Annotated in this window: 23 protein-coding genes; 5 read left to right on the forward strand and 18 right to left on the reverse strand. The window is 66.7% G+C overall.

Translation table 11 applies throughout. The annotated features are described in order from the left end of the window. Positions 1-607: 607 nt before the first annotated feature. Positions 608-1,831, forward strand: a complete 1,224-nt coding sequence (gene manD / locus Bra3105_RS00195; RefSeq protein WP_228359691.1) for a D-mannonate dehydratase ManD — start codon at positions 608-610, stop codon at positions 1,829-1,831. 63 nt (positions 1,832-1,894) lie between these two features. Here the strand turns inward: manD and Bra3105_RS00200 are convergent, their stop codons facing one another. Continuing rightward, entirely contained in the window at positions 1,895-3,256 is a 1,362-nt protein-coding gene (locus Bra3105_RS00200) for a PepSY-associated TM helix domain-containing protein (RefSeq protein WP_228358110.1), read from the reverse strand. A gap of 53 nt (positions 3,257-3,309) precedes the next feature. Further along, positions 3,310-3,936, reverse strand: a complete 627-nt coding sequence (locus tag Bra3105_RS00205) for a DUF5134 domain-containing protein (RefSeq protein WP_228358111.1) — start codon at positions 3,934-3,936, stop codon at positions 3,310-3,312. Positions 3,937-4,326: 390 nt separating this feature from the next. Here Bra3105_RS00205 and Bra3105_RS18620 point away from each other — a divergent pair, with 390 nt between their 5' ends. Continuing rightward, the gene (locus tag Bra3105_RS18620) at positions 4,327-4,821 is read left to right on the forward strand and encodes a GNAT family N-acetyltransferase (protein ID WP_407650887.1); all 495 of its coding nucleotides are present in this window, start codon (positions 4,327-4,329) and stop codon (positions 4,819-4,821) included. Between the two features lie 107 nt (positions 4,822-4,928). Next, positions 4,929-5,723 (forward strand): SDR family NAD(P)-dependent oxidoreductase, encoded by a 795-nt coding sequence (locus tag Bra3105_RS00210; protein WP_228358112.1) that lies wholly within the window; start codon positions 4,929-4,931, stop codon positions 5,721-5,723. 246 nt (positions 5,724-5,969) lie between these two features. On the opposite strand, the gene Bra3105_RS00215 is transcribed toward Bra3105_RS00210, so the two are convergent. Then, complete coding sequence (locus Bra3105_RS00215; protein WP_228358113.1) at positions 5,970-6,830, reverse strand: hypothetical protein; 861 nt, start codon at positions 6,828-6,830, stop codon at positions 5,970-5,972. Between the two features lie 281 nt (positions 6,831-7,111). On the opposite strand from Bra3105_RS00215, the gene Bra3105_RS00220 reads away from it, so the two are divergent. Beyond that, positions 7,112-8,277, forward strand: a protein-coding gene (locus tag Bra3105_RS00220) for an IS3 family transposase (RefSeq protein WP_228358114.1) whose coding sequence is annotated in 2 segments (ribosomal slippage) — positions 7,112-7,384 and positions 7,387-8,277 — 1,164 coding nt in all. Because the reading frame shifts where the segments join, the coding sequence is not laid out codon by codon here. Between the two features lie 97 nt (positions 8,278-8,374). Here Bra3105_RS00220 and Bra3105_RS00225 read toward each other — a convergent pair. The 4 genes from Bra3105_RS00225 to Bra3105_RS00240 form a co-directional block, all read right to left on the reverse strand. Next, complete coding sequence (locus tag Bra3105_RS00225; protein WP_228358115.1) at positions 8,375-8,623, reverse strand: hypothetical protein; 249 nt, start codon at positions 8,621-8,623, stop codon at positions 8,375-8,377. A 364-nt stretch (positions 8,624-8,987) separates the two neighbouring features. Beyond that, positions 8,988-9,503, reverse strand: coding sequence for a hypothetical protein (locus tag Bra3105_RS00230; protein WP_228358116.1), 516 nt, complete (start codon positions 9,501-9,503; stop codon positions 8,988-8,990). Positions 9,504-9,691: 188 nt separating this feature from the next. Further along, positions 9,692-10,249, reverse strand: a complete 558-nt coding sequence (locus Bra3105_RS00235; protein WP_228358117.1) for a thermonuclease family protein — start codon at positions 10,247-10,249, stop codon at positions 9,692-9,694. Between the two features lie 21 nt (positions 10,250-10,270). After that, positions 10,271-10,663: a hypothetical protein gene (locus Bra3105_RS00240; RefSeq protein ID WP_228358118.1), complete on the reverse strand. Its 393-nt coding sequence runs from the start codon at positions 10,661-10,663 to the stop codon at positions 10,271-10,273. Between the two features lie 124 nt (positions 10,664-10,787). Between Bra3105_RS00240 and Bra3105_RS00245 the strand changes: the two genes are divergently transcribed. After that, positions 10,788-11,168: a hypothetical protein gene (locus Bra3105_RS00245; protein WP_228358119.1), complete on the forward strand. Its 381-nt coding sequence runs from the start codon at positions 10,788-10,790 to the stop codon at positions 11,166-11,168. A gap of 18 nt (positions 11,169-11,186) precedes the next feature. On the opposite strand, the gene Bra3105_RS00250 is transcribed toward Bra3105_RS00245, so the two are convergent. The 11 genes from Bra3105_RS00250 to Bra3105_RS00300 all read right to left on the reverse strand — a co-directional run bounded on the left by Bra3105_RS00250 (position 11,187) and on the right by Bra3105_RS00300 (position 18,303). Next, positions 11,187-12,089 carry a hypothetical protein gene (locus Bra3105_RS00250; protein ID WP_228358120.1) on the reverse strand — a complete coding sequence of 301 codons (903 nt, stop codon included), beginning with the start codon at positions 12,087-12,089 and terminating at the stop codon, positions 11,187-11,189. A 1-nt stretch (position 12,090) separates the two neighbouring features. After that, positions 12,091-12,714, reverse strand: coding sequence for a hypothetical protein (locus Bra3105_RS00255; RefSeq protein WP_228358121.1), 624 nt, complete (start codon positions 12,712-12,714; stop codon positions 12,091-12,093). A gap of 15 nt (positions 12,715-12,729) precedes the next feature. Beyond that, positions 12,730-13,947, reverse strand: a complete 1,218-nt coding sequence (locus Bra3105_RS00260; protein ID WP_228358122.1) for a hypothetical protein — start codon at positions 13,945-13,947, stop codon at positions 12,730-12,732. Then, positions 13,947-15,050, reverse strand: a complete 1,104-nt coding sequence (locus Bra3105_RS00265) for a C40 family peptidase (protein ID WP_228358123.1) — start codon at positions 15,048-15,050, stop codon at positions 13,947-13,949. Before Bra3105_RS00265 ends, Bra3105_RS00260 begins: the two co-directional genes overlap by 1 nt. A 13-nt stretch (positions 15,051-15,063) precedes the next feature. After that, a complete protein-coding gene (locus Bra3105_RS00270; RefSeq protein ID WP_228358124.1) occupies positions 15,064-15,297 on the reverse strand; it encodes a hypothetical protein in 234 nt (77 codons plus the stop codon). A gap of 31 nt (positions 15,298-15,328) precedes the next feature. Then, the gene (locus tag Bra3105_RS00275) at positions 15,329-15,502 is read right to left on the reverse strand and encodes a hypothetical protein (protein WP_228358125.1); all 174 of its coding nucleotides are present in this window, start codon (positions 15,500-15,502) and stop codon (positions 15,329-15,331) included. After that, positions 15,499-16,095, reverse strand: coding sequence for a ParA family protein (locus Bra3105_RS00280; RefSeq protein ID WP_228358126.1), 597 nt, complete (start codon positions 16,093-16,095; stop codon positions 15,499-15,501). Before Bra3105_RS00280 ends, Bra3105_RS00275 begins: the two co-directional genes overlap by 4 nt. Beyond that, entirely contained in the window at positions 16,092-16,469 is a 378-nt protein-coding gene (locus Bra3105_RS00285; RefSeq protein WP_228358127.1) for a hypothetical protein, read from the reverse strand. Before Bra3105_RS00285 ends, Bra3105_RS00280 begins: the two co-directional genes overlap by 4 nt. Continuing rightward, positions 16,466-16,912, reverse strand: coding sequence for a hypothetical protein (locus tag Bra3105_RS00290; RefSeq protein WP_228358128.1), 447 nt, complete (start codon positions 16,910-16,912; stop codon positions 16,466-16,468). The genes Bra3105_RS00285 and Bra3105_RS00290 overlap by 4 nt, the downstream gene beginning before the upstream one ends. A gap of 66 nt (positions 16,913-16,978) precedes the next feature. Next, positions 16,979-17,236 (reverse strand): hypothetical protein, encoded by a 258-nt coding sequence (locus tag Bra3105_RS00295; protein WP_228358129.1) that lies wholly within the window; start codon positions 17,234-17,236, stop codon positions 16,979-16,981. Between the two features lie 194 nt (positions 17,237-17,430). Then, on the reverse strand, positions 17,431-18,303 hold the full coding sequence (locus Bra3105_RS00300; RefSeq protein WP_323188835.1) for a tyrosine-type recombinase/integrase: 873 nt from the start codon (positions 18,301-18,303) through the stop codon (positions 17,431-17,433). Positions 18,304-18,372 lie beyond the last annotated feature (69 nt).

Consider the following 18,372-nt stretch of genomic DNA (forward strand, 5'->3'; position numbering starts at 1 on the left):
TCCCTTGGTGTCTACGTGATCGCTGTGAGGAATGCTCTGTCCCTGGACTACGCGCCACTTCCGATCTTCGACCTGTTGCCCGACGGCGGCCCAGATGGAGGCGGAGGACGCGCTTGCCAAGGGTCGTCGATTAAAGGTGGACGAGATGGGGCTGTTAATGACCACCAACTGTATGAGGCCACGGCGTTGTCGACGCGTTCGTGGAGTCGTGTGGCCTCGGGCTGGTCGGCGCAGCCTCTCGCGGCGTCAGGGCTCTCTGATAGCACTGCCCACGCGTGCACTGACCCAGCGTGACAACGACCCCGCCGTGGCCGGACCGGCAAATGCGTGAAGACTCCGCCCACCTCAACACGACAGATCTGTCGCGTTGGGGCACACCCTGTGCGACAGTTACGCGACCGTAGTCTTCCCTGTTCCACAGGGTCCAAAACGGCAGTTCTGCGACAGATCTGCCTCGTGGGGTATACCTCAACGGGGCGCCATCCGTCAGCGATGCTTGCAAGACCGTGCAACCAATGGAAGCTCAGTGGTCCTGGCCGCAAGGTGTCGAGTGCGTCCCTGAGAGGTGGCGCGACCTCGAGAAGAGAGTGAGTGGACTGTGGGCACGATCGAGAACGTCGAAGTTCTCCTGACGAACCCTGGACGGAACTTCGTGACGGTCCGGATCACGACATCAGACGGGGCCACGGGGTTGGGGGACGCCACTCTCAACGGGCGTGAGCTCGCGGTGGCGTCCTACCTTCGCGATCATGTGGCACCGATTCTGGTCGGGCGCGACCCGTCGGCGATCGAGGACACGTGGCAGTACCTCTACCGCGGGGCGTACTGGCGGCGGGGGCCCGTCACGATGGCTTCGATCGCCGCCGTCGACATGGCGCTGTGGGACATTAAGGGCAAGGTCGCGGGTCTTCCCGTGTACCAGCTCCTGGGCGGTGCCGTCCGTCGAGGGCTCCTCGCCTACGGCCACGCCTCCGGTGCCGAGATCCCTCAGATCTTCGATTCGATCCGTGAGCACCTCCATGCGGGGTACCGGGCTGTGCGGGTGCAGACCGCGGTGCCGGGACTCGGTCAGGTGTACGGGGTCGCGGCAGCCGGTGCGAGCGGATCGGGGCGATACGACTACGAGCCGGCCCGCCCAGGAGTGCGGCCCACGGAAGAGCAGTGGGACACCCGCGCCTACATGCGGCACCTGCCGACCGTGTTCGAGGCGGTGCGCGGAGAGTTCGGTCCCGAGCTCCCTCTGCTCCATGACGGCCACCATCGGATGACGCCGAACCAGGCCGGCCAGCTCGGACGGTCCCTCGAGCCCTATGACCTGTTCTGGCTGGAGGACTGCACCCCGGCGGAGAACCAGCAGGGCCTGCGCCGCGTGCGCGACCTGACGAGCCAGCCGCTCGCGATCGGGGAGATCTTCAACTCGATCTGGGACTACCAGACGCTGATCACCGAGCAGCTCATCGACTACGTGCGCAGCGCCGTGACACACACCGGTGGCATCACCCACCTGAAGAAGATCATGGACTTCGCGTCGCTCTATCAGATCAAGTCCGGCTTCCACGGCCCCACGGACATCTCCCCGGTCGGCCAGGCCGCCGCGCTGCACCTGGGCCTGGCGATTCACAACTTCGGGATCCAGGAGTACATGCGTCACAGCGACCCGACGCTCGAGGTGTTCCGCACGAGCTATACCTTCGCCGACGGTCTCCTGCACCCGGGCGACACGCCGGGGCTCGGCGTCGAGTACGACGACCGGGCCGGCGCAGCCCACGACTACTCGCCCGCTTACCTGCCGGTGAACCAGCTCACCGACGGCACCATGCACGACTGGTGACCGCCTCGCACGAATGCGCCCCGCCCTCGACTGAAGAAGGGGCGGGGCGCTTTCATACCGCCGTCAGGACGTGCCGCGGCGGGCTCCGAGCAGTTGTCGGGCGAGGTCGACCGCCATGAAGACGATCAGCGACACCCCGAGAAGCGGCAGGAGGACTCCGAGGATCGCCGCGGCGGCGAGGAGGATCCCATAGGCGCCGGCGGTGTCGACCCGTCGCCCCAGCGGCTTCGGCAGCCCGGCCCCTGGTCCCTTCGGTCGCCTGCGCCACCACATGCGGTAGCCGATCACGATCAGGGTGATCACGGCAGCTGCGACGGCAATCAGAGCGAGCTGGTTGACCCAGCCGAAGAGGATGCCCATGTGGAGCGAGATGCCCGCTTCAGCGAGCTTCCCGGCCAGCGGCCAATCTTCGAACTTCACCGAATCCACCACGCTCCCCGAGCTGGGATCAATCGCGAGCGAGTCCTGCTTGAGAGGCCACGAGCGTTGGACCTGGCTGACGGTCCACGCGCCACCGTCGTTCGCAGGGGTGATTGCGACGGGATCACCAAGGTCGTGGTCGCGGGCAACCTCGAGGACCTCCTGAGCGGTCTGCGGAACATCATTCTGCGCAACGGCTGGGGTGTTGGTGGTGTCGGTGGCGACGGTGGGGGTGGACCAGTCCAGGCTCGCGCGCAGCGCGGAGACATTGCCTCCGGCGAATTGTGACCAGGTCAGGCCCGTGGCGGACAGGAAGAACAGTCCGATCGCGGCCCAGATCCCGACGGTTGCGTGAAGACTCATCGAACGCTGCCGACGAGGTCCTTTGCGCGTGGGCAACAGGTAGGCGCGGGCGGAGCGCCTGCGGATCTTCCGGGTGATCCAGGTGATGATCCCGCTGAGTGCGAGGACCCACAGCCAGCTGGCTGCGAGCTCGCTGTAGACGCGTCCCGGGTCGCCGAGATGGAGGTGGCGATGCATGTCGTCGAACCACGTTCGCAGCGGCAGCCACTCCCCGAACGTGTTCAGCACCCCGGTGACCTTGCCCGTGTACGGGTCGACGAAGGCCGTGAGCTGACGGTCCTTCTTCGCTGACGGAGAATCGAATGTGACTCGGGTCGTGGACTCCATGTCCTTGGGCGGCCGGATCTCAGCGATGGTGCCATCTGGCACGGCGGCTCGCGCGGCCTCGACCTGCTCTGCCAAGGCGACGCCCTCCCCGCTCGCGGGAGCGCTGGCGTGCAGCTCCTTGTCGTACACGACCTGTTCGATCTGCGGTGTCAGCACGTACAGGATTCCCGTGACCGCGGCGACCATGAGGAACGGGGCGATGAACAGGCCCACGTAGAAGTGCAGGCGCAACAGAAGTTCGCGCAGCTCATCACGCAGACGTCGAGGTTTCGCGGTGCCGCCGCCAGCGGGGCGCGCGGGAGCTTGAGTCGTCATGGGGCGGGCCTGTCGCAGAAGAACCAGAGGAGAGAGGAGGGATAGTGGAGGGGTCACATCAGGGCGAGCATGAGTGCCATCCCTGCAGCCATCAGCAGGTGGCAGGCAGCGTGGACGCGGTGCCCACGCTCGCGAAGAAGGCGCACAAGCCACCACACGGCGACCACGAAGCTCAGGCCCACGGCGACCCAGTTCACGGTGCTGGCCCACGCCGGAGTAGGCGTCATCTGCATCGGCATGGAGCCCATCGACCCGCCGCCGTGGTGCGCGGCGTGCTCATCCGAGGACATCTCCATCGAATGCCCCATCAGCAACGGCATCGCCAGCAGCATCCAGACCATCGCTGCATTGAGCACGAGATGCGTAAGGACACCTACGCGCTCGATCCACCCATGGACCGAGGGCAATCCGGCGAGCATCAGCACACCGAACACGCTGAAGATGATGACCTGCACCCACGTGCCGACCTGCCCGACCGGGCGCCACACCATCAGCAGCATCGCCAGACTCATGATCAGGTGGTTCACGTGCACCGCGGTCGCCACCGGCCCCTGATGCGCAGCATGGTGAGGGTCAGCAGCGCTGACTGCGCCACGGGCCTGGGCGAGATGCAGAACGCAGATCACCGCCGTCGCCACGAAGATGACGGACAGGAGCACGGAGTAAGGGGCTTCGATCACAAGCCCGTACTCTACATGCTGTAGAAGTCAGGGTTAGTAGTCCAGCGCACCGCAGCACCAAGGGCACCTGGTGCAACATCTTCGCGATCGTGGGCCCAGCTCGCCAAGGGTCGGGCACGACGATTCCGCACCGGAACCGCGGCGCGGAGTACGCCTCGATGTGGACCCCGTACGAGTGCCCAAGACCTGGCGACTGCAGCGCGCTGAGACTGTCGCTCCGCGCAAACCACCCCAATGGCACATATCTGTCGTGTTAAAAGCCACCCAGTGCGACAGTTACCGCACTGTAGTCTCCCCTGTTGCACAGGGTCCGAAACGGCAGTTTCGTGACAGATCTGCGGGTTGGGGTGTACCCCAACGAGACAGCAGTGAGGTGACAAACTGTTAAGCATGGGACCCGAGGGGACTGTCGAGCTGAAGCCGACCTCGAGGGGAGACTTTGCCGCCCTCAGAGGGCTCTTCGACGACCCCTCCTTCGCCGGGTGGGGCAGCACAGCTGGGCAGATGGACGATGCCGAGATTCGGGCCAAGTACTTGGGTGAACGACTACCGCAGGTCGAGTGCTTCTTGGTCCTCAGTTCGTCGTTGCCGGTCGGCCTCGCCCAGCTACACGAAGACACGGCCCGAGGTGGTGGGATGGACCTCATCCTGCTCCCGACCGCGCGCGGCCGCGGAGTCGGGAGCGCCTCGGTGCACACACTCGTCGAACGAGCACGCACGGTCCATCAGTGGGCGTACGTGACGGTCGACCCCGATCTCACCAACCCCGACGGAATCAGGTTCTGGCAAGCGGTCGGCTTCGCTCCTGTGCACCGCTGTCCAGGCACTCCGGAGCGTGCCCCTTATCTGCTTATGCGGCGACCTCTTGATCTCGAGGCCGGTTAAGGCTCGCGGCACAATCGCTACTGGGGATCTGCCTCGTGGGGTACACCCCAACAGGACATGCTGCTCCACCGATTGAACCCCCTCGTCCTCCATGCGAGTCTCCTCGCATGAGCACAAACACTCACCGTCGCCGCTTCGAGGGGCGCACTGTTCTCGTTGTGGGCGGCACGACCGGAATCGGGTGGGCGACCGCTCAGCGCATCGCGAGCGAGGGCGGCAGAGTGGCCCTTGCAGACCTGGGCACAACCAACCCCGAGGACCGGGTGGCCGAGCTGCCTGGCGAGGCCCACATCGGAGTGGTGTGCGATGTGCTCAGCGAAGAGTCCGTGCAATGCGCACTGGACCGCATCTCCCTACAAGTCGGCACGCTTCACGGCCTCGTACACGTGGCCGGTGGCGACGTCGCTCACGGCGACTTCGAGACGATTGACGACGAAACCTGGCGCCGCATGTTCGAACTCAACTTTCTGGGACCCGTGCGCCTTCTTCGCGCCGCCATACCTCTCATGGCTCGCAGAAGCGAAGGCCCTCCGGTGGAAGTCGGCGCGGCGGCTGTCGTGGTGAGCTCGATCAACGCGATAATCACTTTGGGGAGCGAACCGTACTCCGCAGCGAAAGCGGCTCTCGGCCCCATCGTGGGCAACCTCGCCGCCCAGTATGGGCCCCAGGGCTTGAGGTTCAACGCCCTAGCTCCAGGCACGATCCGCACTCGCGTCTGGGACGATCAGGGCGGGCCCGACCACCTCGCACCCAACTACCCGCTCCAACGCGTGGGCGAGCCCTCCGACGTCGCAGCAGCCCTCGCCTTCCTGTGCTCGGACGACTCCTCCTTCATCACGGGACAAACGCTCACCGTCGACGGAGGACTGAGCGTGCAATCCCCGTTCTGCGACCACCTCTGAGCCCCGAGCAGCCCCACCATCTGAAGGGCCTGTCCCACGTAGCAGGCCACCTCAACTACACACTTTCGTCACGTTGAGGCACACCCTGAGCGACAACTGCGCGACCGCAGTCTTCCCTGTTCCGCAGGGTCCAGAACGGCTGTTCTGCGACAGATCTGCCTCGTGGGGTATACCCCAGAGCGACACTGGCGCCCCGGTGCGTTGATCGGTTGAGACCGCCGGGGAGAGTGATTCAGTGCGTCGAGATCAACGCGGGATGAACCAGGTCCAGCGCCCGGGGTGCCGTTGGCGTGCTGCCTCAACGAGGAAGGTCGGGTAGATTCGCCCGCTTCCCATGAGCGCGCTCATGGCTCGCACCTCCGTTTCTCCCAGCTGGTGGATTGCAGCGTTCTCCTGATTGGAACCGAACACGTCTCCACACTCGGCGCATACGAGCTTCGAGGGGAAGGGCCGGATGAGTCGACGCTGCTCCACGGGGTGTGCTGTATCCAGTTGTGGGATCGCATCGAAGAAGGCTGCCGCGAACTGTTCGGGGGTGTCTGCGACGAACCAGCCGTCTTGCCGGAGTTTCCGGCCGTCGTACCAGGGGCGGATGATGGCTAGCCACTCCGAGGGGACGCCACGCTCAGCCATGGGCTTGGACATCTGAAGATGTCCATCGTCGTCGTACACGGGGCCGTCGTCGAGCGCCCAATGGGCGTGGCGCGCATCGAACCGCCACTTCTCGTCTTCGGTTAGTGTGACACCGCGCTCGACAACCTTCGTCACCTCAACAGGTGAGCGGGTCATGAGGAACACTCCCCTCGTCCGGCCGATCTGAGGGTAGTCCGGGTCCAGCAGCACATCACCGCGGCAGGCCACCTCGTACACGTCCCCGGGTGGCCGATGGCCGTCGGGTCGGAGGTAGTTGGTGGCGTAGCGGCGGGCGCTGTTCAAATCCGTGGTGAGATAGACGAGATCCGGCCGATAGATAGAGCCCGTCGGGTAACGATATAGATTCCGTACCCCCAGTTCCGCCGCGGAAACGATGCGATCCCCGACGTCGAGACCCGGGACGCCCCCGTGGAAAATCGCCTGACCGCGCTTGGGGCCGTCCGACGCTTTCATGCGTTGCGATCAGGTCGCTGGAAGGTTTCGTCGTGATGCTCCCAGGCGGCGTCGACGATTTCGCCTAGGCTCTGGCGTTCGGGGCCGTCTCGGCCGTCGAGGCCCCCGCCTTCTGGGTGATCGTGTTTCACGGCGTTGTAGATCGCCTCGGTGACCTCGAGCAGTAGGTCTGCTCGCCCGTGAGCGGTGAGCTGGCTGGCGAGGCGGCGAGTGGGACTGCCGCACGGATAGGTGACATCTGATCTGGCTTGCCCGTAGGGCGGCCTGGAAGGATGTGCACCATGCCCGCTCCTTACCCCCGAGAGTTCCGCGACGATGTCGTGCGAGTGGCCCGGTCCCGTGAGGACGGCGTCACCATCGCGCAGATCGCGAAGGACTTCGGCGTCCACGAGATGACGCTGCACAAATGGCTCCGCCAAGCCGATGTCGAGGCAGGGGTCCGCACCGGGACGACCCGCGAGGACGCCGCCGAGACACGAGAGCTCAAGCGCCGTGTTCGCCTGCTGGAGCAGGAGAACGAGGTCCTCCGCCGTGCCGCGGCTTACCTCTCCCAGGCGAACTTGCCGGGAAAAAGTTCTACCCGCTCGTGAGCGAGCTCGCCGCTGACGGGATCCCCGTCGCGATGTCCCTGCGGGTTCTCAAGCTCTCCCGCCAGCCCTACTACCGCTGGCTCAAACAGCAGGTCACCGACGCCGAGCTGATCGAGGCATACCGCGCCAACGCCCTGGTGGACGCCCATCGCGACGACCCCGAGTACGGGTACCGGTTCCTGGTCGACGAGGCCGCCGAGGCCGGCGAGGTGATGTGCGAGCGGACCGCGTGGAAGATCTGCCGGGACAACCAGTGGTGGTCCGCGTTCGGGAAGAAGCGGGCCAAGAACGGGAAACGGCCCGGGCCACCAGTCCACGATGATCTCGTGAAGCGGGACTTCTCCACCGATGACGTCAACGAGCTGTGGCTGACCGACATCACCGAGCACTGGACCGACGAGGGCAAGCTCTACCTCTGCGCCATCAAGGACGTGTTCTCCGGCCGCATCGTGGGCTACTCGATCAGCGACCGGATGAGGGCCCGTCTCGCAGTGAACGCCCTGGACAACGCGGTGACTCGTCGTCGCGATGCTGCCGGATGCATCGTGCACTCGGACCGCGGGAGCCAATTCCGGTCACGGAAATTCGTGCACGCCCTGAACCGTCATCACCTCATCGGATCGATGGGGAAAGTCGGCGCCGCCGGGGACAACGCCGCGATGGAGTCCTTCTTCGCGCTTCTCCAGAAGAACGTCCTGGATCGCCAGCGCTGGAGGAACCGAGAAGAGCTCCGCATCGCGATCATCACCTGGATCGAGAGGACCTACCACCGACGACGCCGACAGGCTCGCCTGGGCCGATTGACCCCCATCGAATACGAGACCATCATGAACCCCACCGCGACCCTCGCGGCCTGACACCACAACTGTCACCTGATCGTGCGGCAGTGCCAGTCTCGCCGGCATGGGCGAGCACGTCGGGGTGAATCGTCATCATGGGTTCCTTATCGGTCGTTTAGGGTGCAAGGTTGGTCGGCGTCTGGAGCACCTCGAAGGTTCGTCGGCTGACGTGGTGATCGAGCCCTCGAACCTTCAACCGCCCGCGGAAAGGTCCGCGTCGGTTCACCAGCTCGCCGAGTTTGAAGAGGGGCTCCCCGGGCCCATGGGTCACGCCGATGATGATGCAGATGCGTCCGTCATTGCCGAGGTCGCTGTGGAGGCGTACCAGGGTGCCGACTGGGAGATCCGGTGCGGTCGTCTTCATGATGGCTCCTCGTTCGAAGTAGTAGGTCAGCGTCCAGATACGCGTCCAAGAACGCACACGGCGAGCATTCCTACAGCTCCCAGGGCAGCCAGGGCGCCGATCAGTGCGGGCAGCATTTGTGCCGTCTCACCGAGGATCCCCCAAGACCCGACGGCATACCAGCCGAGGACGGCCTCCCACGCGACCGTTACGAGGACGAACGGGGCCGCAGTCAGAAGCATCCAGCTCGAGAACTCACTGGACCACCCTGCGCTCTCCGCGCGAGCACCGATGGCAATCGCGACGACGGTCACGAGGAGACCAAGACCGGCGGGCACGAGCGCAACGGCAGCTGACGCCCCGGTGGGACTTGTGAAGAGGTGAGTCACGACTGCTCCTTTCCATAGATGCCGGCCCGAGTGGCGGATGGGACTGAGTTGATGATGTCGTCGAGGGTGGGCGCGGGTGTTGCGCGTCGGGCGGCGTCCGCCAACTCTTGAGCGGCCCAAGCTACTCGTGCCTCGTGCTCGGCCCGCTCCACGCGGTGGGTGGCTTCGCCGAGCATGTCTGCCCGTCCTGCAGCGAAGAGAACATCAGGTGCGCGACGGCCGTCGATGAGTGGGAGCTTCTCGAGTTCAGCAGGTGACCATGGGACTTCGAAGCACCCATTGTTGGTGCGTCCCTCCCGCCTCTCGAGGTGCGCGAAGCTGCACGTGAGAATGAAGGCGATCAGCGTGAAGGCGACCAGGCACGCGAGCGCGACGGCCCAACGGAGACCCAGGAGCCCCGGGGTCTCGGCCACGTATCCCCAGAGGGAGATGCTCGGGTGTCCGAACGGGTTGAGAAGGTTCCCGCTCTGCCACGAGTCGAACCATCCGACCAGCACTGCTGCGACGGCCATAGCGCACCCGACCCCTCCGAGGCAGGTGGTGATCCAGAAGAGGCCGGAGAGGAGGTCGGCGCGGTCTGCTCTCGTGACGGACTGCCTGCTGGCCGGGTCGTCTGCGATGAGGCGTGACCGCCGAGCTCCCGACGCGTGGACGGTGTAGGCGGGAAGGGTCTGGCGCTCGTTCGTGGGCTGCATGGTGTTCACCTGCTGTGGTCGAAGCCGGGGCATGTGGCCCAGGAGCCGGTCTGGTTCGCGCGGGCGGCGTCGGCGGTGGACTGGTAGTCCTTCCAGCGCATGGGGTTGTCTGCGGAGTCGGGCTTCCAGGGGTAGGCGTAGCCGCTGGCGATGAGGCCCCTGCCGACGTCGTTGTCGTCGGTTTCGACGTAGCGGAGCTGTCGGCCGTATCTGTCGGTGTCCTCGGAGTGCTTGTCGCTGGTAAGGGTGACCTGGGTGCCCTCGGGGAGCTTGTCTCGGAGATGGTCGGCGGCCTCGCGGCCTCCGCATTGGTCGTCGCCGTCTCCGTGGCTGATCTCGGGGGTGTTGATGCCGAGGATGCGGACGCGCTGGGTGGTGCCATCGGGGTTGGTGACGTCGATGGTGTCGCCGTCGATGACGCGGGCGACCTCGCGGGTCTCGGTGGTGGTCTGAGTGCCGGTCCAGTCGATGGTGTAGAGCCCGATGCCGATCGCGACGGCGAGGAAGATGGGAGTGGCGAGGGCGAGGGCGACGACGATGATCACTGTGCGCATGGTCCGCATGGCGAGGTCCTTACCGGGTGTTCACGAGCAGTCGAGGTCGGGGCGGTCCGCGTAGATGATGCGGGTGCAGCCTGCATCGGGCATCCCGAAGTCCTCGAGCGGCTGCCAGGACGGCTCGAGGTAGCCGGTGAGGTCGGGGTCGTAGGCGAGGTAGCCGTCGTAGCAGTAGGCGCCGTCGTCGTCGTACATGCGGAAGCGGATGCGGTGCGGTCCGGGGGTCTTCACGGCCTCGTAGAGCGAGGGGAAGGCCTTACTCGGGCCGGTGACGCCCACGCGCGAGGTGAGGTCGTCGTCGTCAGCGGTGACGCGATCGTCCGTGATGATCCACGCGTAGGGATCCCCGTCAGGAATGGCGTCGACCTCGTGCGTGTCAACGCTGAACTCGCCCGTCGCGGTGGCGACCGTGGCACTCATGGCTTCTCCTTCGGTAGCGTCCTACCGGAAGTATAGGGCGATCTATACAGTAAGGTCTAGGGCAGGGTGTGTGGGGGCTGGTATGGTGCGGGCATTCAGCGGGCGTCAGAGAGGTGTGATGGGCGTGGGCGCATGGGAGGCAACGGTCGAGCGCGAGGGCCGCGTGTGGCGGGTCTCGGTTCCCGCGCTGGGGATCAGCGACCAGGTGGCACGGCTGGGAGAAGCAGACGTGTGCGCGCGTGAGCTCGTGGCTGGAGCGGAGGGTGTTCCCGCTGAGCGTGTGGAGGTTCGGGTGCGGCCACTGGCGGACCCCGGGGTGCTCGCGGGGTTGGCGGAGGCTGACGCGATCGCTGCGGAGGCCGCGGCGTTGGTGGAGCGTTCGGCGCGGATGCGTGCCGGGATCGTGCGCTCGTATGTCGAGGAGCAGCATCTGACGTACCGGGAGGCAGCGCGGCTGTTGGGCATCTCGATGTCCAGGGTGCAGCAGCTGGTGACGGGCCGTTAGGGGGAGACCCGAGCGGGGTCAGGAGGGGCCGGCAGCGCGCGGGATGTTCTCGACCGCGGGGTGCGGGGGCTGCGTGAGCGATGGTGTGCTCTCGGTGGTGTCGGTGAGGTCGTGCTCTTCGCCGGTGGGCGTGCCGTGGTCATAGATGGCGGTGCGCGTGGTGATCTCGGGTTCCACGGTGTCGGTCCAGGCCCATTCGCCCTGAAGCTGCCCGTCCTGGTAGGCGCCGAAGCACGAGGGTTCACCGTCGGTGGTCAGCCACATGGAGGGCAGGTCCGGGTGTGCCTGGGGTGTCCCGGCTGTGTCGGTCCAGATCAGGGCACGCAGCTCGTTGGCGTCTCCCCGGACCTCGGAGATCGCCAGGGCAGGCTCGTCGTCGGGGGTGGCTGTGGTGGTGCCGTAGCGGTGGACCAGGAGGTCGCGGGCGTCATCGGCCAGAGCGTCGGGGCGCAGGTTCAGGTCTCGTGCTGTCTCGGCGGCGATGGCATCGGCGGGGCCGAGTGCCTCGGTGAGGATGTGCGAGAGGCGCGTGAGGTCGGTGATCTCGCTTTCGAGCATGCCGTACTGGTCCTGGAGCCGGTCGAGTGCTTGCCCGGTGGTGTCGCCGGGCTCCCAGTCGGCGTCGCCGTTGATGCGCAGTCCGAGGTCTTCCAGGGCGAGGGAGTCGAAGTCGCTGAGGGAGTCCTCGTAGCGAACGGCTTCGCCCAGGACGCGTAGCTCTTCGACGATGCGTGAGTTCTCGGTCGTGGGGCGCCACGCGGATGGGGGCGCGATGGAGCCCTCGAGGGTCGTGTAGTCGGCGTCGGTGCCGGTGGGAGTTGCCACGTCCTGGCGGGTGAAGGAGTTGCGGCGGGGCTGCTGGAGCAGGGTCTCCATGGTCGCCCGGGGATCGGTGACCGCGGTGGGGTATTCGTGGCTCATCTCAGCGCCTTTCTGTGTGGGGTTCATCGTGCCGCACGGCACCGACAGCGGCCTGCGGCTTGTTGAGGGCCTGGGCGAGGTGCTCCCTGGCGGCGCCGAGGTTGAGCGGCGCCGACGGCGCGCGGGAGGTGGTGATCGCGCGGATGACGCTGGCGACGAGCTGCTTATGGGCGTGCTCGTCGAGGTCACCCTCCTCGTAGAGGGTGCTGGCGGTGTCGAGGTCGCGGATCAGGTCGAGGAGCTGGTCTGGAGTGCGGTCGGCGTTGAGGTACACGCTGAGGGGGATCTGGGCGTCGAGACCGTGCCTGGCACGCCACCGGGCCTGGAACGCGGTGGCGAGGAGGTGGGCACTGATGATGCAGCCCATGAGAGCTCCGGCGGCGGTGAACACGTCGTGGCCGGGCAGGAGGATGAACAGGGCAATGGCGGCGATGACCGCGAGCACATACGTGACGGGTATGGCGGGGGCGGCGAGGAACAGTCGCGCCCCGGGGATGCGGATGCGGCGGGTGAGGATGCGTGGCGCTCCGGGGATGATGACCTCGAGGTCGGATCGTCCGATGAGGGTGCGGTTGCGTCCCCAGGGGCGGGCGATGCGCCGTGAACGGCGGTGGAAGATACGCATGATGTCCTCTCGGTGTCAGTCCTGAGCGTCTTGGGGTGTCCACGCGCCGTCGTCGGTGCGGGTCATGGTGATGGTGAGGGTCTGCCACTTCGTGTCGTCGTCGGCGTGGCCGTCGGGGGCGTAGGGGACGGTGGCTCGGACGGTGAGGCGATCCTGGTCGTCGGCGTGGACGCTGAACTCGTGGATGCCGCCAATCCGGATGGAGGTGCTCTCGCCTGCCTTGCGCTTGATCTTCTTCGCGTGGGCGGGCTTGGTGAAGGTGTCCGTGATCCGCTGGGCGCGCTGCTTGTCGGTGAGCCCGCCGGGCTGTGCGATGAGCGCGGTGAAGGCGGACAGGGTCGGTTTCGTGAGCTGTGCGCGAGCGTCGGTGTCGAGGGGTAGTGCACCGGGCGTGTCCTCGGGCAGGTGGATGCCGGAGACGAGGGGACCGGTGTCGGGTTCTCCGGCGGCGTCAGCAACGGGCTGGGCGAGGGAGACGGAGTAGTCCTCGGTGTCGTCGTGCCCCACGTGACCGGTGGTGTCGGTGGTGCGGAGCACGTCGTGGCCGGTGCCGGTCGCGACGCTTCGATCGGTGGTCGTGAGCGAGGCATATAGGGCGGGTGTGGTGACGGGCTTGAGCTTCGCGAGCCACTGCTTGTCGCTGAGGGAGTCGTTGGCCCAGACCTGCGCGAAGGTCTCCAGGGACGACTGGTCACTGTCCGCCTTCTCGGGGGCGGTGCTCGCGGCGATCGCCGTGGTCTTCCAGTCGGCGTCCTGGTCGGTGCGGGTCACGGTGACCACGAGGGGGCGATCATCGGTGGGGATGGTGACGGTCGCGGTGGTCATGGTGGTGTTGCTGAGGGTGGGGTCGCCGGTGATCTCGTGCGCGGTGACGTCCTTGGGGGAGGTGTTCTCGTAGGCCGCGTGCGCGAGTGGTGCCAGGGTGGCGAGGAGCTTCTTGCGCCACGCGGCAGTGTCTTTGCTGTCGGGGCCGTTGACCCAGACTTTCGCGGTGGCCAGGGCGGCGTCGCGGGCACCGGTCTTGGCGTCCTTGTCGGCGTCAGCGTTGGTGAGGGAGTCGGCCTTGTCGGAGTCGTCGCCTGCCGCGGGGGCGGGGTCGTCGCTCGGGCTGGGGCTGGTGTAGGGGCCGGTGGGGGTCGGTGTTGCCTCGTCGGGGCTGGTGTGGCCGGTGCATGCGGCGAGGGCGAGCACGGCCGTGGCGATGGTGAGGGTGCGTACGGGGCGGTTGAGCATCAGGCGTCCTTCTTGGCGTCATCGGCGGGCGGGCGTGCGATGCCCACGAACTGGGAGCCGTCGAGGCGGGCGGTGCCGAGGGCGAAGCCGTTCTTGGAGCGGGACCACTCGACCATCTGCCCGCCGCCGACGTACATGGCGACGTGGGAGACGGCGTTGGTGCCACCGACGGTGCCACGGCGTCCCCAAGCTTCAAAGATCAAGTCTCCGGGCTGGATGTCGGAGGGGTCCACGCGATAGGCGGCGAGGTTGTTCCACTGGTCCTGGGCGCTGCGTCCGAACTCGACGCCCGCGCCCTGCTTCCAGGCGGAGCCGACAAAGCTGGAGCAGTCCAGGGTGTTGTTGGTGGGACCCTCGAGGGTGCCGCCGCCGAGGTGGTAGGTCAGACCCTTGCCCCTCCACTGCATCGCGTACTTCAGGACGCCCTTGACGGTTCCGGTCGCGTTCGCGCCGATCGGGCCGTTCGCCTCGCCGCCGCTGGAATCACAGCCCAGGGAGGACTGCACGAGGCTGCCGGAGGCATCTTCGACGGGCACGCCGGAGACCTTGGCCATGAGCGTTCGCGCGGTGTTCTCGTGCTTGGCGTAGGCGCCGGGGTAGCCAGAGCGCTGCACCGCCTGCGCGGCGTCGGTCAGGGACATGTCCTGCCAGCCGTCGACGTCCTTCAGACCGGGGATGTGGGAACCGTTGGCGGCGTCGACACCTTCGAAGAACGCGGTCGCGGCATAGGAGGGGTCAGCGAGCTGTTCGGCGGTGCCCCAGCCCTGGGAGGGCCGCTGCTGGAACGCACCCACGGAGTCGCGATCCCCGCCGGTCAGGTTCTGGAGGGTGGACTCTTGCATGGCGGTCATGATCCCGATGAGCTGGCCGCGCTCGCCCACGCCCGACTTTTCTCCGGCCTTCATGATCTGGGCGACCAGAGCGAGGCTCTCCTTGCTGTACCCCTTCATGGAGGGGAGCGCGCTGGTATCCACGCTGAGCGCGCCCGTGGTGGTGGTCGAGCAGGCGGCACCATCCGTTGCTGTGCCGAACATCTGGGGGACACAGCCGGTGGTGGCGAGGAGGATCGCCACGGGGGCGAGGTAGCGGGCGCGGTGCTTCACGGGCGGGTCACCTTCAGTCGTCGTGCTGGGCCATGTAGAGGCGGGCTCCGTTCGCGAAGACCTCGGAGAGCTTGATGTTGTGCTGAGCGGCGAAGACGCGAACCTGCCTCTGTAGGTCCATCTCGATCGAGATGGAGGTGTTGACCTTCTCTGAGACCGCGTTCTGGCTGGCGGCGTCCTCGGCGGGACGGAAGGTGTCGGCGACCTGCGGGGTGCGTCGGCGGCGGGAGTAATCGTTGGTGGCCATGGAGAGATCTCCTTCGTTGAGTGGGAAGCGGTCAGAAGAGGACGAGGGGGAGAAGGAGGAGAGCGATGGCGATGAGGCCCAAGCCGCCGGCGGCGAGGGACATCCATCCCGAGTTCTCCTTGTTGAGAACGGCGAGGGTCGTGATTGCGCCGCCGAGGAGGCCGATCGCGCTGAGGACCACGAGGAGGAAGGGGGCGGTGGTCATCGAGTCTCCTGGAGGAGTTCGGTGGCGACGCGTTCGTATCCCCAGGTGTTGTGGGGGCGGCGGACGGTGTCGGGCTTGATGCGGGTGGTCTTGATGATCGAGGTGTTCATGAGGGGTGCGCCGCCCTCGCGGAGGGCGGTCACGGTGTCGCGGAATGCGGTGGTGTGGGGCTCGGCCTGGGTGATGAGGATCGCGGAGTCGCGGTGCTCGGCCACGTCGAGAGTCAGCCAGGTGCGCTCGATGTCCCTGGGGGAGGCGAGCGTGGGGATCAGGACGCGATCGGCGGTGTCGATGGCTGCCTGGACGATGGCGGCGTCTCCGGGCGGGGTGTCGACGAGTACGAAGTCCACGCCCGTGGGGATGGGGCGGCGGATGGTGCGGGCGTTGATGGCGATGACGGGGAAGGGGAGGGGGTCTCCGGCGTCGGCGGCATCTTCGGCCCATGCGGAGGCGGATCCCTGGGGGTCGGCGTCCCAGACCTCAACGGTGTGACCGGAGTTGGTCAGGGCCATGGCGAGCATGATCGCGCTGAGGGTCTTGCCGACGCCGCCCTTGGTGTTGGCGATCGTGATGCGGCGGGGAAGGGTGTTCATGAGGGGCTGTCTCCTTCGTGGTCGGTGAGGATGAGGACGCCCGGCAGGTGTCCCTCGGCTGTGCGGGTGAGGTCGTTGCGCGCGTCGATGGCTTCCTGGGGTGTGATCCAGCCTTCGGTGAGTGCCTCGAGCTGCCCATCAAGGGCGTCGGCGGCCGTGGTCAGCTTGGCGATGCGGTCCGCGTGGGCTTCGCTGGAGGGGAGCGTGTTGAGGGCGGTGATGGCCTCGCGCAGGCTCTCGAGGTCAGCCTCAAGATGTGCGGCTCCATCGTCTGGGGTGACGTGGATGCGGCGCTGGCTCCAGCGGCGGAGCACATACAGGGCCGTGGCTGCGGCAGTGATGAGTCCGAGGAAGACGAAGAGGACGAACGTCATCGCGTGCTGTCCTGAAGCTCAACCGACCGGAACTGGCGGTCCGCGGCGACGCTGCCTCCGATGAGGGCGCTAGCCCAGGTTCCCGGCGCAGGCCGGGAGGGTAGAGCGTGCGTGATCGCTGCATTGCGGGTCTCGACGGCGGCCTCTGCGGTGATGTTCCCGGCCTCCAGCTCGTGCACCGTGCTCCGGATGGTGGAGATGGCCTCGGACATGTGGCGAATGCGGGTGAGGTAGAGAGACCAGTTGCCGCCGCTATTACGGCGACGGCTCTCGGTCTGCGCGTGCTGCAGATGGTCGATGTCGAGCTTCAGGTGCTCTGCGAGCTGAGCAGACGGGATTGATGTGGTCGTCGGCCCGTGGCGCCGATCGTGGCGGATCACGAGGATGCTGCCCAGGGCGATCGCGACGACGATGGCGAGGATGATGAGGACGGTCCCGGTCATGGTGGCTCCTTCGGAAGCGGTCGTGTCAGTGGGTCATCACCGGGCCGGTGGAAACCGGGGCCGGTTCTAACCGGCGGCCGCGCGGTCTGGGTGATCTGCGGCGCGAGTCCATTCGTGATGGATGCGCGTGACTCCCGCCTTGAGGTCGATGTCTCGCAGGGGGACGTCGTAGGTCACGCGCGGATCGGGGGCGTCGGAGGCGACGTGTCGGCGGGCGCGCATGCAGGAGGCGGCGTCCTCGGCGCTCCAGCCGGGCCACTCCCGGACCTCTGTCTCGGTGCTGCCGGTGGCGTAGGTGATGGTGGTGATCAGGCAGGTCGTCATCGCTCGTTCTCCTGTTCCTCGCTGCCGAGGGCGTCGTAGATCGTGAGCTGGGTTGCGGGGATGTCGTCCTGGTGAGTCGTCGTCTCTGCCGCGGGTCTCATGTGTGCCTCCCGGTGGGTGCTGTTGCACTGTCATCGACGGGCGGATGGAAACCGGGGGCGGTTCTAACCGGGGCCGGTGGAAACCGGCGGGGGTTAGGCGGCGATCTGGATGTTTCTGACGAGGCCGTGGCTCGATGAAGTGTCGAGGCCGATGTACATGGCGGTGGTCTCGGGCTTCGAGTGACCCAGGAGGTTCTGGACCAGCAGCAGGTCGCGGGAGTCGCGGTAGGCCGCGGTGGCGAACCGGTGGCGAAGGGAGTGCGTGGTCCACGTGCCCGGCAGTGCATCGTTGACGAGTTCTCCGATGCGGATGGGTTGCAGGTGGGTGTCTGCATGGCGACCGATGGATGGGAAGAGCCATAGCGTGCCTGGCGGGAGGTCGTGGAGTTGCCGGGCGAGGGCGTCGTAGACGGGTTCGGACAGTGGCACGCATCGTTCGCGGCGGCCTTTGCCGTGGACGAGGAGTGAGTGGCCGAGGAGGTCGGGGGTGATGTCGTCGCGGTGAATGCGAGCGATCTCGGCGCGGCGTAGTCCGGCGCCTGCGGCGAGCTGGATCATGGCTTGGACGCGAGTGGTTGAGCGCGTGAGTGCGGACCGCACGGCGGCGTCGGGGCACGGTCGGGGCAGGGCGTGAGGGCTGATCGAAGTTGGAAGGTTGATGAAGGGGTCGGAGGAGATCTTCCCTGTGCGGTGGAGCCAGGTGGTCCAGAGTCGGAGCGAGGTGCGAATCGACCGACGGTAGGTGGCGCTCCATGCGGTGTTCGCGAGGTGTTGCGCGAGCGAGTCGAGGGCGAGTGGGTCGGTTCCAGGGGGGAGGGAGTTGAGATAGCGGGTGACGTGGTAGACGCGGAGCCGGATTGTGCCTTCGCTGCGGTTTGCTGCTCGGAGCCATTCGCTCCACGGGGGAAGAGTGGAATGCATAGTCGCCACGATGGCGCACCAGGAGGGTGTGAGGGGGCTGTTCATGGGAGCCGATCGGCGCTGGTAGGGGTGGGAAACGGTGGAAACCGGCGCCGGTGATGCGGTGCAAAGTTG

It is taken from the genome of Brachybacterium halotolerans subsp. kimchii, assembly GCF_020792675.1.
Lineage (GTDB): Bacteria > Actinomycetota > Actinomycetes > Actinomycetales > Dermabacteraceae > Brachybacterium > Brachybacterium halotolerans.